The sequence below is a fragment of the Seonamhaeicola sp. NFXS20 genome (assembly GCF_049132085.1).
Lineage (GTDB): Bacteria > Bacteroidota > Bacteroidia > Flavobacteriales > Flavobacteriaceae > Seonamhaeicola.
Window position 1 is genome coordinate 80,863 of sequence record NZ_JAFMPU010000001.1, and the last position, 14,241, is coordinate 95,103.

Here is a 14,241-nt window from a genome sequence, read left to right on the forward strand (position 1 = left end):
AAATAAAAAAGATATAGAAAACAGAACTAACCCTATTACAAAAAGTTTACTAGAAATATTATTTATCAATTCTTGGCTAATTTTAAGTCTTACTTATTTTAAAAACTCTTATTAATAATTTTGGAATTATATAAACACCTATATAGGTTCCTATGAAATAAGCAAAACCATTGGTTAAATCTCCTCTGAGTAAAAAAATTAAATGTACAGAAAAATAAAAGGCTATAACTTCTTTTAAAACATTAGATGATTGTAACCAAATCATAAATTTAATTACAAAATAAGAAAGAAAAACAGCCATTAAAATAACCCCTACTAACCCGAAATTAATATACCCTTCAGAAACTAATGGATTTGATAAATTATTATAACTAAAGTTATAATCATTTATTAGAAAATTTCCTATAAACTCACCAGTTGATAACGGCTTTGAACTCCATAAACCTCGTGGAACAAAAAATAGAAGCGCACTAAGCAATTGGAATCCAAATGAAAATCCACCTTTACTAACATATTCGTCAGTAGCCATAATGTTTGCATAGGCATCATAATGTAATGTACTAAAAGCATTTATTAAACCTCCATGTTCTGAAAAATCATCAATAATAATGTTAGGGTTTTTTAAGATATCATCCAAATCGGCATCAACATGTGTTAGTGCAGAAACTAATGGGAAAAAAATAATCATAGACACAAATACAAACAAAAAAAACTTAGCATTTGTATTAATTAATCTAGGATAAAAAAGATAAATTAAAGTAATATAAATAGGTCCTAAAGCATTTCGCTTTTCAGTTAAAGGGTTTTTAAAAAATATCAGATTAAAAATCAAGAAGCCAATAATTATAAAAGCAACTAACGTATTAGTTGTTATTTTTTTCTTCTCCTTTAAATACCGCAACACAAGAGCAATACCCCCTAAAGGAATCATGAAAAGTACTTTTTTTCTCATTAACATCAAAGAAATGTTTTCTGCTTCCTTGGAATAAATTGATTTAGTTATTTCATTGATAATATAATTGTAATTTAAAAGCCATATTATAACACATAGCATAAATAAAGCCAATATTGCTAGTGGTAGAGAATAGGCATATCCATTAACTGTTTTTTTTTGAAACTTTACTTTTTTTTTGAATAAAATATAACCTAGAAAAAAAAATAAAATAAAGATTAAAATTAAAATATTACAAAAAATTACTTTACTGCTTTTATACGGGTAGTTATTTGGAAATAACATATTTTTTGATTCAAGACCCCCTATTTGAATGATTGGGGCAACAATAAAAAACAAAAGGACAAATACAATAAAAGAAGTTAAAAAAGGAGAAAAATATTTTTCGCGATTTAAATGATAGTAAGCTATATAAGTAATAAATATATAATTAATAAAAAAGGTTAACCAAACAAATATTTCAGCTTTAAAAAACAGAAATAATGGTAAACTTACCATTAGATACAAAAAGGTTGTAATTGTCTTGAGTTTCATTGAAAATTAGCTGGTAGTATTCATAAATTTTATTTTTGCATAAAAATATGATAAAAGGCCTTTTATTAAATGTATTAAAATTAAAAATATTATAAAGGTTTTGTATTCAAAATATAATCCAACAATTATAATTATTGCCCAAATAACATAAGAAATAATATTGATATAGTTATAATTATTGAATTTATTATTAACCATGTAAAATGGTTGGGAAACCCAATGAAAAACATTGAAAACATACAGTAAAACAGCAAAGGGTAGGGCGGAGGTTACTTTTACTATTCTATCATTAAAAGATAAATTTAGATTTTGAAACACCAAATAAAAAATAATTATAATAATCGCTATTGATAAGTAAATAATTAATGTTTTATTTTTAATTTTAATGACTTTATCCAAATTATTATTAGTTATGTTCTTTTTTATTAAGGGTCCATAAACAGAGTTAATTCCAATACTTATTAATAAAAACACGTTAAAGATATTTAAAACATAACCAATATCAGTCAACTGAGTAGGTGTTGAATAAATTTTAGCTAAATTCATGAAACCTAATCCAGAAATCCACCCTAAAGTGCTCACCGAAAATAAATTTAAAACCTGCTTAATTTCTTTTAAACTAAGAAAACCCATCTCAAACTTAAATTTTGTTAAATTCAAAGTTGTAACAAAAACTAAGACCAACAATAAACCTACCGATTTACCTAAAAAAAATGCAACTACTTTATCTTCTACGAATATAATGTGTAATAAAATTGAACCAAAGGAAATCATTAATAACCCCTGAATTAATAAAGCTTTTCCATGTTTTTCAATTAGCTTGTAATAATTAGTTAAATATGTTAGATAAGAATTAATAATCATACTTATAAATATGCTCATAAAAACTATAATCTTATGAGTGCCAAAATAACTATAAAAAAGTTCTTTTGTAACTAAAAAAACAACTATACATAACAACGTAATCAACAACGAACTTGATAATAGTTTGTTAGTTATTGATTTGTAATCTACAATAGTCTTTGAATAAATTACACTAGATTGGTTAAGTGGTAATAATAAACTTAAGATTTGCTCCATAGACATTAATAGTAAAATAGTTACATAATACTCTAAATATACACCAACAGCTAGGTATAATAATATTATGTAGTTAAACCCCTTAGATGCCCCTGAAACAAAAATGTAGGATAATGATTTGAAAAAACTATTATCTATTACATTTTTAATCATTACTAGTAATAATATTTATGATTTTTGGTATGGCATTTCCATCAACTTTTCCAATTGAATCAAAAAGATAATTTTTAATTGATTCTTCATTTACGTCTACATTAAGTAATTTCTGTTCAAAATCTAACTTATTATAATAATATGTAACTATACCCTCTGGGTATTTTTCTTCCAATCCTTCAGATAATCCCCACCTTGGTGACTTTACTATTTTATTTAAAAGTAGCGCATATATAATGACCGATGAAAAATGGCTTATTACAAATAGAGAATGATTAATTAAATTTTTAAAATCAATATCATAAAAATATTTAATATTATTGGCTTCAAAAAAACTAACACAATCCGTTATATCTCTCCTAGGATGTAGTTTAACAATTAGTTTTAAATTTTCCTTTATTAAAACCTCATTAAGGTCTTCCAAAAAAGACAGCCATTTTGATGTATCCCACCCATAAATTAAAGCTAACCCGTCATCAAAATAAGCCACATACTTATTTGATTCTATGTTTAAATGATTTTTTAAAAAAAAATCTCTGTCTAATATTTTTGCGTGAAAAAAATTATCTAATTCAGGGTTTCCCACTACCTCAACCATGTGTTCGGGAAAACCAAATTCATTAATCATTATTTCATAATCAGATGGATAATATACAAGTGATTTATTTACTTCTAATTCATCTGAAAACCTAGGGAATAAAGTATACTCCATAGGGTTTTTTATAGCCTTATTAATAAATTTAAAAAAATGAATAGGGTTTGGATATTCAGAAAAATAATTAAAGGCTGCAAACACGTTTTTTTTACTGATCTTAGATAATAACCCAAATTTATTTTCTTTCTCTACAATAGATTTTACAACACTTATACTGTCTTTTGGTATTAACTTTCCGTGAGATAAATGAAAAATTTTAATGTTTAAATCTTTACATATTTTTACAATTGCCCTATCAATTAAAAATGATAAATTTAAAATTATTACAATATCTGGTTTTTCATATTTAAATACCTTCTTTATTCTCTTAGTTTTATAAAAAGAAATATCTTTTAATTTTAATCCATCTATTTCTTTTTCTTTCTCAACATCATCAAATATTAATGAAGACGTATGCAATAATAATGTTTCAAAACCTTTTTCTTTAAAACCTAAATCTAATCTTAAAAAATTACGGTAACCTTTATCCCAGTTGTCAAAATAAAGTATTTTATTCATAATTATTATTTCAATAAAATATTCTCTACAAACTCTCTAACTACTCCTTCTCCGCCAAATTTAGACAGTAACATTATTCCTGGTATGGTTTTTATGGGGCCTGTTGCACTTTTAGGGCAAGCTGCTAAACCAACTTTACTTAATAATTCAAAACAGTTAATATCATCACCAATATAGGCTACTTGAGATAAACTAATTCCTTCCTTTTTACAAATATCCTTTACTGCTTCTAGTTTACCGCCATGGACTTTACCTTGATACAGATAATCTACCTTGAGTTTTTTAGCTCTATTTTCAACAATTTTAGTATTTTCAGAGGTTACAATTCCTGTTTTTATGCCTTGATTTCTTAGTAATTGAAATGCCATTCCATCATGTGTGTTAAATTTTTTTAATTCGTCACCTTTTTCACTATAGTACATCCCAGCATCCGTTAAAACTCCATCTACATCAGTAACAAAAAGTTTTATATCTTTTTGTAAGAGTGATTTATTATTAAACACAAATCTTTTCATTAAAGACTCTGCAACAATCCAATCTTCTTCTTCATCTATTTCTACAGCTGTATACTCTGGCATTTCAACTATTCCTATCTTACCAGATAGTCTATTTTTATGATTTAAAATATTACCTGCTGAGTTTATATAAAAAGCACCGTTTTCCATTAAAATCCCTTTAAAATCCTGTCTTCTAGGTCTTTCTTTAAAATTATAATTTATTGGTTCTCCATTGTCTGTCCAAAAAAACCTTTTTGACCTAACACAAGATAATACAGAATCATAGTTTAAAAATAACTTAAAACCTTTATTGATATCAGCAGTTGTTAACAAAGGGGATGTAGCCTGAATTAAAGTAAAGGTAGTATCATTAGAAATACTTTCATTATTAATAAACTCAAGCATAACACTTTCTGTTGACGAATTATCTTGCGCGTTGTCTTTACTCCTTCTATAAATTGATACTTTATCAAATCCAAAAGAAAGAACTGTATCAGAAATATCATCGTCATCAGTAGCTACAACTATTTTAGAAATATTTTCAGAACCTTGAGCCGCCTTAATACCCCAATAGATTAAAGGTTTACCACAAAATTCCTTGATGTTTTTTAAAGGTATAGATTTACTACCTCCTCTTGCAGGGATAAAGGCAATTGCTTCGTGTTTTATCATAAAAATTACTTTCTATATTTCAATTTATCCCTTTGTACCTGCTCAATTTCTAATATTTCAGAATCTTTATAATTTAAAGCCTCATATGTAGCCTTTAAGTCACGGCATAATTTTCTCATTCCAGCAGGTTCTAAGGAAGCTGCGTGGTCTGTACCTTTCCAAGTCCTATCTTTAGTAAAATGTCTTTCTACCCAGGTTGCCCCTAAGGCAAAAGCTGCATTATCGATAGCAATTCCTAAATGATGTCCTGAAAATCCAACGTGTTTAACTCTATCTCCATATTCTTTAATTAATCTAGATATTTCCAACAAACACACATCTTTAAAAGGAACTGGATAACCTGAAGTACAAGAATAAATCACTAATCTATTTTTCGCTTGACCAGCCTCTTCAAAAAACTCTACAATTTGCTTTTCTTCTTCTAAATTCGTCATTCCAAAAGATAAATGAACATCTCCTTTAAAATCGTCTCTAAGCACTTTTAGCATTTCAAAATTATTGTTACAAGCAGAAGGTACTTTTAATAAAGAGGGGGAAAATGTTATCATTTCTTTAGCAGAGGTAACATCCCAAACAGAGGTTGAATATTCAATGCCTATTTTATCACAATATTTTTTAAGTTCAGCATGTTGGTCAATAGAAAACTCTAAAAATTCACGGTGTTCACCATAAGTTTCTCCATATGAATTTGAAGGGTTTGGATGTGGTGCATTATATTGTTTTTCTGTTAGCAGTTCTTTATTGTTTCTTTTTTGAAACTTAGCAACATCTGCTCCACATTGTTTGGCTAAATCTAAGAGTTCTTTTGCAATTTTAAAATCTCCTTTATGATTACACCCAATTTCAGCAATAACTTTAGGTTTATTATATTCCATTTTTAATGATTTTTATCCTTAATATTTTATTTCTGTTTAAAGTAATATTTATACATTTTATTAATTCCATCTTTTAGTGCAACTGAGTATTTCCAACCTAACTCATTCAACTTACTCACATCTGTTAATTTTCTTAAAGTACCATCTGGCTTACTAGTATTATAAACTAAGTTTCCTTTAAAGCCTACAACGTCTTTTATCGTTTCTGCCAATTCTCTAATTGAAACATCTTTTCCTGTTCCAATATTGATATGGGTATTTCTAATTTCCTTTTCGCCATTTACATAAGTATCACAGAAGTTACGATTTTCCATTAAAAAAACACAAGCATCAGCCATGTCTTCACTCCAAAGAAATTCTCGTTTTGGCTTTCCAGATCCCCAAATTTCAACACTATTAGCGCTTACTCCAAATTTATTTAAATAGGTTTTTGCCTCTTCAATAGATCCTACACCTAAATCTTCAACAACAGTCTTTTCATTTCCTTCAAAAAGAAGTTTCGCTAAATGTATTTTACGCATTAACGCTGGCAAAACATGCGATTTTTCTAAATCGAAATTATCATTTGGCCCATATAAATTGGTTGGCATTACCGAGATAAAATTTGTGCCGTACTGTAAATTATAACTCTCACACATTTTTATACCTGCTATTTTTGCTATAGCATAAGGTTCATTTGTATACTCTAATGTATCTGTTAATAGATACTCTTCTTTCATGGGTTGGGGTGCGTTTTTAGGGTATATACACGTGCTTCCTAAGAATAATAATTTTTTAACGCCATGTAAATAACTCTGATGAATTACGTTATTTTGAATCATCAAATTTTCATATATAAAATCGGCTCGATATGTGTTATTTGCCACAATTCCACCAACCTTGGCTGCTGCCAAAAACACATATTCTGGCTTTTCTTCTTTAAAAAAGCTAGCAACGGCTATTTGGTTTGTTAAGTCTAACTCCTTATGGGTTCTGTAAATTATATTATTATAACCTTTACCTTGAAGACTCTTTAAAATGGCACTTCCAACCAAGCCACGGTGACCAGCTACATAAATTTTAGCATTCTTATCCATGGCTTCCTATTCGAAATAATTCATAATCTTATAACCACCTTCTTTAAGAAATTGCTCTTTTTTCATGAGTTTGATATCGCTCAGCATCATATCTTTTATTAATGCTTGTAAATCGTACTCAGGCACCCAACCAAGTTTTTCTTTAGCTTTTGTTGCATCACCAATTAACAAATCTACCTCTGTAGGTCTAAAATATTTAGGATCAACCGAAAGTACTTCTTTCCCTATAGGTAATTGGTATTCTGGCTTATTACAAGCTTTTACAAATGCTTTTTCATCTATCCCCTCTCCTTTAAACTCTAATTCAATACCTACTTCGGCAAAACTCATCTTTACAAAATCTCTTACGGTAGTGGTTTTGTTGGTTGCAATAACCCAATCTTCTGCTTCTTCAGCTTGAAGAATCATCCACATCATCCTTACATAGTCTTTGGCATGCCCCCAATCGCGTTGAGCATCTAGATTTCCTAAATAAAATTTATCTTGCAATCCTAACGCTATTCTTGAAGTAGCTCGTGTTATTTTTCTGGTTACAAAAGTTTCTCCTCTAATTGGTGATTCATGATTAAATAAAATACCATTACAAGCATAAATATCATAGGCTTCACGGTAGTTTACTGTAATCCAAAACGCATACATTTTTGCCACAGCATAAGGACTTCTTGGATAAAACGGTGTTTTTTCTGTTTGAGGTACTTCTTGCACTTTACCATATAATTCTGAAGTGGAAGCTTGATAAATTCTGGTTTTTTTCTCTAAACCAAGAAACCTTATAGCCTCAAGCAAACGAAGCGTCCCTATACCATCTGCATTAGCTGTATACTCTGGCATTTCAAAAGACACATGTACATGGCTCATAGCTGCCAAATTATAAATTTCATCTGGCTGTACTTCTTGAATAATACGAGTTAAATTGGTACTATCTGTTAAATCTCCATAATGAAGAAAAAAATCTCTATTATCTACATGTGGGTCTTGATAAAGATGGTCTATCCTATCAGTATTAAATAAAGACGATCGTCTTTTGAGACCATGAACTTCATAACCTTTTTTTAACAAGAATTCACTTAAATAAGCGCCGTCTTGTCCTGTAACGCCCGTAATTAATGCTACTTTTTTTGCCATTTGAATATATTGAAAATCTATATTTTGTCTAATTTTAAAACCGAATACTTAGGTCTCTGTGCAAAAGTAATATAATTACCTGTCTTAACAAGATTGACTTTGTTAATTAAATCATTTCCCGATAAAATTTGCTTAGTAAAATCGTACCATGTCATCACTTCATCGTCTGAAAAATGCCTTACACCCCAATAAATACTTTTGTTTGTAATTAATTTCAACAAATAACGCGAAAGATTTTCTGTATTGGTAGGACAACCTATTTGATCTGTAGTAATTTTTAATTTTTCACCTTGTTTTGCTTTTTTTAAAATATTTCTATAAAAATTATTCCCATACTTTTTACTGTATAACCACGAGGTTCTTACAATAAAATATTCTGAAAGTATTTCTTGGATATATTGCTCGCCCAACAATTTAGATTTTCCATACTCATTTATGGGGTTGGGTTTATCAAAAACGGTATATGGTTCTTTTTTTTCACCATCAAACACATAATCTGTTGAAATATGAATTAAAACAACCTGATGTTTCAAACACATTTCAGATAAATTTTTCACGCCTTCTGCATTTACTTTATAAGCAGGGTCTGGTGTTTTTTCTGCTTGTTCTACATTGGTGTAAGCAGCACAGTTAATACAATAATCAAAAAAATTTTGATTAAAATAATTATCTATTCCATCTAGTGTTGTAATATCTAGATTTTCCTTTGAAGCAAAGGTAAAATCTAGTCCTAAACTATTTATAGCATATAACTCTTCGATGGTTTTTCCTAACTGACCATTTGCACCTGTAACCAATACTCTTTTTGTCATTTAATTTTAAAATAATTTGTAAAAGTTGGTAACGCCTTGTCTTTTTCTGAGATAATTATTGATTTATTTGATATGCCTCCCCAATCAATATTTAAATATTTATCATTATAAAGAATACCTGCTTCTGATTGTTTACTATAAAAATTATCGCATTTATAAGAAAAAATAGTGTCCTCTTCCAACACATGAAACCCATGAGCAAAACCTCTGGGGATATATAATTGTTGGTGCTTTTTAGAGTCTAAAATTAATGAAAAGTACTTACCAAAAGTTTTAGAATTTTCCCTTAAATCTACACAAACATCTAAAACCTTTCCTTTTAAAACCTGTACTAATTTGGCTTGGGCAAATTCTCCTGTTTGAAAATGTAAACCCCTTAAAACACCTTTTGATGATTTAGACACGTTATCTTGAACAAAATTTACATCAAGATTAGTTATTTTCTTAAACGTATTAACGTTAAAACTTTCGTAAAAATAACCTCTATTATCTCGATATATTTTTGGAGTAATAATAAAACAACCTTTTAAATAGGTTTCTTCTACTTGCATATTACACTATTTGTTGAAGGTATTTACCATAACCACTTTTTAATAGTGGTTGTGCTAATTTAAGCAACTGTTCTTTATTAATAAACCCTTGGTTAAATGCAGTTTCTTCAATACATCCAATTTTTAATCCTTGTCGTTCTTCTATCACTTGTACAAATTGCGATGCCTGCATTAAAGAATTAAAAGTTCCTGTGTCTAACCAAGCGGTTCCTTTATCAAGTATTTTAACGTGTAATTTTCCCGTCTTTAAATAGGCTTTATTTACATCTGTAATTTCTAGCTCACCACGTTTACTTGGTTTAATATTTTTTGCTATGTCTATTACTGAATTATCATAAAAATAAATACCGGGAACCGCATAGTTTGATTTTGGCTTTATTGGCTTTTCTTCAATAGATATGGCTTTATTTTCTTTATTAAATTCAACCACACCATAACGTTGAGGGTCTTGTACGTGATAAGCGAAAATTATACCTCCTTTGGGGTTAAAACATTGTTTTAAGGTGCTTTTTAAACCTGATCCATAAAAAATATTATCTCCTAAAATTAAGGCTACAGCGTCATTTCCAATAAACTTTTCGCCTATAAGAAAAGCCTCTGCAAGCCCTTTAGGTTGTTCTTGAATAGCATATTCAAATTTGCATCCAAAATCACTACCATCTCCAAGTAAATCTTTAAATCTATTTACGTCTTGTGGTGTTGTAATTATTAATATCTCATTAATACCTGCCGATAACAAGGTTGTTAATGGGTAATAAATCATTGGTTTATCATAAACAGGCATAAGTTGCTTGCTCACCACTTTTGTAAGTGGATATAAACGTGTTCCTGAGCCTCCGGCCAATATAATACCCTTCATTTATTTAGCCTTTATATTTAATTATATACCAATTTATTGTTTTTTCAATGCCTGTTTCGAAATTCTCTTCGGCTTTCCAGCCTAATTCTTTTTCAATTTTTGAAGCATCAATAGCATATCTAAAATCATGTCCTGGTCTATCTTTAACAAAAGTAATTTGCTCTTTATACGATATATCTTTTGGAAACAGTACATCTAGTTTTTCGCATATTGTACGAGCTATATAAAGATTATCCTTTTCATTCTTCCCTCCTATATTGTAGGTTTCTCCGGCGCAACCTTTTTTAAAGGCCAAATCTATGCCCCGACAATGGTCTAATACATATAACCAATCTCTAATATTTTTACCTTCTCCGTAAATAGGAATATCTTTTCCTTGTATGGCCTTTCTAATAATAGTTGGAATTAATTTTTCATTGTGCTGCTTTGGTCCATAGTTATTAGAGCAGTTGGTTGTTACTACATTCATACCATAGGTATGAAAATAACTTCGCACTATAAAATCTGACGAAGCTTTTGATGCACTATAAGGGCTATTAGGAGCATAAGGTGTTTTTTCGGTAAACAACCCTGTTTCTCCTAAAGTTCCATAAACCTCATCTGTTGATATATGATGAAATCTATTATTTTCACAACCTTTTTTAACTTCGTGAGGGCTATTCATCCAATGGTTTTTTGCAACATCTATTAAATTAAAGGTACCTAAAACATTGGTGTTTATAAACTCGTCTGGCTTTTCAATAGAGTTATCTACATGAGATTCTGCTGCAAAATGAATTACGCCTTGAAAATTATATTTCTCAAATAACTCCTCTACCAGCTTCCTATTACAAATATCGCCTTTTATAAAAGTGTAATTAGGGTGTTTTTCTACGTCTTCTAAATTTGAAAGATTTCCTGCATAGGTAAGCTTATCTAAATTAACTATTTTAACTAGAGGATAGTGTTTAAGATAATAACCTATAAAATTAGATCCTATAAAACCTGCTCCTCCTGTTACTAATAAAGTCATTAATTTGTTGATTATTTATTTTTGTTTTGCTCTTTAAGGAATTTTCCTAAGCCTAAAAAAACAAAAACCAATAAAGCTATAGTAAAAAACACTATAGGTAATAAAAATTTCTTTTTATCATACCATTCTGAAATATCATAACCTGTTTTGGGAAAACTAGCTAAAACATTAACTACATTTTTTTTCTCAATCAAGTCCTCATTAATATCTCTTCTAATTTCTTCTAATTGCAATTTATTTTCAAGAACTTTTGATTCATCAACAATTAAACTAGTGCCTGCTTCAGTATTACCCATAAATAAATTGGTACCAGAACCTGCTATAGGTTCTTTTTTAGATTCATTTATTCTAATTTTTAAATACTCATCAACCAAAGAATCTGTTTTACTAATCTGCTTTGAAAGCGTTATATCCTGTCTTTTTAAATTTTCAATACCAACTTCCTTTAATTCATTTAAATACGCATTGTTAGAAAGTTGCTTTGTTAATCCTGCTTCAATCTTTTCATAAATCTGTTTATTGGTAGAAGCGACACCAATTCTATGAATTTTAAAATTATAAGGCGTTAATGATTCTTTATATCTGTCATAAGTCATTTCTATTTGTGAAAGAGAATCTAAACGCGTATAAAATTCTGAATACATTTCGGCTATTTCATTTTCATCTAAATCTGGCTTTATATAGAAACCTTTTAAAGTTGCGGCTAAACTTACCGGAATATTCAATTTCTTAGCAAGTTCTACGGAGTCTTTATCAATATTTGCCAACTGATGAAATTCCTTAACATTTTCATAGACTTGACGAGCAGAATTAAAATTAGTCTCAATAAACATATTGGCCCCATATAATTTTTTAGAGTTTAAATCAATTACAACTCCAACAATTACACCTAAAACTACAGCAGAAACATACCAAATTAAACGGTTATAAATATGAGATAGTAAAGCTATAATAGCGTTGTAAATTGTAATAAAAATACTAGCTATAAATTTAAACAGTCTATCAAAAGCATTCCCAATTAGCTTAAATAACTGCCCTAAATCTACTTCTTCAGATTGTTGTGGTTGCGGAGCTTCTTTACTCATAGTTCTTTTTGTATTATTTATGTTAGTTTAATATCTGTTTTAAAATTGTTCTTGTTATTAAATATGTTGGTTTTACACCTGTGGTTCCTAATCCACCCGAAGCTAATGTAGCTCCTGTTTCTAGGGGGTTATCACTAGCATAATATGCGTATCTTACTTTTACATTTGAGCATATACTTCCTCTTACTTTTGAAGCTGCCTGAATAGCTTTTTGATAGTGTGCTCCTTCCATTTCTAGACCTATAACCTTCCATGTTGATTTATGGAAAAATTTTAAAATGTCTTTGTTTTGCAAGGAGGTTCCTAATACCGTTATCATTGTACCTTCATAAATATCAACTCCATGTCCATCTAGATCTTCTTTTTTTAATTCGTTTTTAAAAGGGTAATTATCTGCGGTTCCTTCAAAAATGTGAGCCGATGGTATCATAATATCTCCTTTTCCTCCTTCTAAAATTCCGGCCTTCCCCATTATAGATATAGATTCAACATTTAGGTAGATATCTTTTTTGTTGCGTTTATATGGTTTTAATAACTCATCTATAGTTTCATAGGCTTGTTCTCCAAACGCATAGTCCATTACTAAAATAACAGGCTTGTTTTCTTTTAAAATAGATTCATTTACTTTAATATCTAATTTAGATGCATCTATTTTACTTGTATCAAAAATTTGAACATCAATGTTTGTTCCAGATGAATCTTTAATATACAACATGCCTTTTCGCAACGCTTCTGTATTTACTTTATTGCGTAATTCTTGATTTTCATTATTACTTAAAGACTCATAAACATTAAAAATGTCTTTTTTTGAAGGTAATGTTTTTAGAGCAGAAGGTGCAAAAAGGGTATTCATAACACTGTGCATGTTAGCACTAATAATATGAATAGGTCTATCTAATAAACTATTTTTAAAAAGAATTTCCTTTATATTATTTGCCCAAATTTCACCATGGATATGATGCCCTATTCGCTCTCTTAAAACTGGGCTAAAGGTTACGGTTCTTTTATTGTTATTAACTTGTTCTTCTATGGCTAATTTTCCTAACCAATAAACAATATGTAAAAGTCTTTCGGGTTGTTTTGGTGTTGAAAAATCCTGATAAACAGTTCTTAGTTCATCAAATGTTCTACCTAAAATATTAGCAGTATGTGTAATAGCTACCTCACGCTCCTCATTGGTAAGTTTTTTTTTGGATAAAACAGCTTTTTCAAGTTTTACCCAATCTCTGGTGGTGAGTCCTTCTTCATTAATAAGAACTCTGTTGCTTATTTTATGAGATTCTACAAAAAGGAAAGTAAGATGTGTTAAAATATCATAGATTTCAGATCGCCCTCTGGTAATCTCAATATTCATTTGTTCATCATCTATTCTATAACAATTTCTACGCCTTTTTTCTGGAATTATTGTTTTAAAATGTGAATTAGAATAGCCTTCATCACTTGTTAAATTAATAAACATACACTCTTCTATCCCCTCCGGAAGTCTATCTATAACATAAAGTAAGCCTTCTAACTCTGCCTTTTCTTCGCCAATAGAGCCATAAATTTCTGGTCTTAAAAACAGTAAAGAGTTACGTAACATTTCACCAGAGACCCCCATGGGTTTATAGAACCCACGTATAAATAAATGACGCATAGTAATATACATCCTTTCAATGGCATTAGAACTCTCTTGAGCCCTAGTTCTTTCATGGTGCTTTATATTACTCATTAGCATTTTTTTTATTGCCAAAGATAATACTATT

General features: G+C 29.3%; 13 protein-coding genes. All 13 read right to left on the bottom strand.

From position 1 onward, the window contains the following. Positions 1-82 precede the first annotated feature (82 nt). The gene (locus J1D01_RS00420; protein WP_421149475.1) at positions 83-952 is read right to left on the bottom strand and encodes a hypothetical protein; all 870 of its coding nucleotides are present in this window, start codon (positions 950-952) and stop codon (positions 83-85) included. 540 nt (positions 953-1,492) lie between these two features. After that, positions 1,493-2,719: a hypothetical protein gene (locus tag J1D01_RS00425; protein WP_421149476.1), complete on the bottom strand. Its 1,227-nt coding sequence runs from the start codon at positions 2,717-2,719 to the stop codon at positions 1,493-1,495. Continuing rightward, positions 2,712-3,932: a hypothetical protein gene (locus J1D01_RS00430; RefSeq protein WP_421149477.1), complete on the bottom strand. Its 1,221-nt coding sequence runs from the start codon at positions 3,930-3,932 to the stop codon at positions 2,712-2,714. The genes J1D01_RS00425 and J1D01_RS00430 overlap by 8 nt, the downstream gene beginning before the upstream one ends. A 5-nt stretch (positions 3,933-3,937) precedes the next feature. Beyond that, positions 3,938-5,101, bottom strand: coding sequence for a cytidylyltransferase domain-containing protein (locus tag J1D01_RS00435; protein ID WP_421149478.1), 1,164 nt, complete (start codon positions 5,099-5,101; stop codon positions 3,938-3,940). 5 nt (positions 5,102-5,106) lie between these two features. Further along, the gene (locus J1D01_RS00440; protein ID WP_421149479.1) at positions 5,107-5,976 is read right to left on the bottom strand and encodes an N-acetylneuraminate synthase family protein; all 870 of its coding nucleotides are present in this window, start codon (positions 5,974-5,976) and stop codon (positions 5,107-5,109) included. Between the two features lie 26 nt (positions 5,977-6,002). Beyond that, positions 6,003-7,052 (bottom strand): GDP-L-fucose synthase family protein, encoded by a 1,050-nt coding sequence (locus J1D01_RS00445; RefSeq protein ID WP_421149480.1) that lies wholly within the window; start codon positions 7,050-7,052, stop codon positions 6,003-6,005. Between the two features lie 6 nt (positions 7,053-7,058). Further along, positions 7,059-8,177 carry a GDP-mannose 4,6-dehydratase gene (gene gmd, locus J1D01_RS00450; protein WP_421149481.1) on the bottom strand — a complete coding sequence of 373 codons (1,119 nt, stop codon included), beginning with the start codon at positions 8,175-8,177 and terminating at the stop codon, positions 7,059-7,061. 17 nt (positions 8,178-8,194) lie between these two features. Continuing rightward, entirely contained in the window at positions 8,195-8,989 is a 795-nt protein-coding gene (gene rfbD, locus J1D01_RS00455) for a dTDP-4-dehydrorhamnose reductase (protein WP_421149482.1), read from the bottom strand. Beyond that, entirely contained in the window at positions 8,986-9,540 is a 555-nt protein-coding gene (gene rfbC, locus J1D01_RS00460) for a dTDP-4-dehydrorhamnose 3,5-epimerase (protein ID WP_421149483.1), read from the bottom strand. Before rfbC ends, rfbD begins: the two co-directional genes overlap by 4 nt. A gap of 1 nt (position 9,541) precedes the next feature. Further along, positions 9,542-10,399 (bottom strand): glucose-1-phosphate thymidylyltransferase RfbA, encoded by an 858-nt coding sequence (gene rfbA, locus J1D01_RS00465; RefSeq protein ID WP_421149484.1) that lies wholly within the window; start codon positions 10,397-10,399, stop codon positions 9,542-9,544. 4 nt (positions 10,400-10,403) lie between these two features. After that, the gene (gene rfbB / locus J1D01_RS00470) at positions 10,404-11,411 is read right to left on the bottom strand and encodes a dTDP-glucose 4,6-dehydratase (RefSeq protein WP_421149485.1); all 1,008 of its coding nucleotides are present in this window, start codon (positions 11,409-11,411) and stop codon (positions 10,404-10,406) included. Positions 11,412-11,422: 11 nt separating this feature from the next. Further along, complete coding sequence (locus J1D01_RS00475) at positions 11,423-12,496, bottom strand: hypothetical protein (protein ID WP_421149486.1); 1,074 nt, start codon at positions 12,494-12,496, stop codon at positions 11,423-11,425. A 22-nt stretch (positions 12,497-12,518) separates the two neighbouring features. After that, positions 12,519-14,207, bottom strand: a complete 1,689-nt coding sequence (locus J1D01_RS00480; protein WP_421149487.1) for a DUF6909 family protein — start codon at positions 14,205-14,207, stop codon at positions 12,519-12,521. Positions 14,208-14,241: the final 34 nt, after the last annotated feature.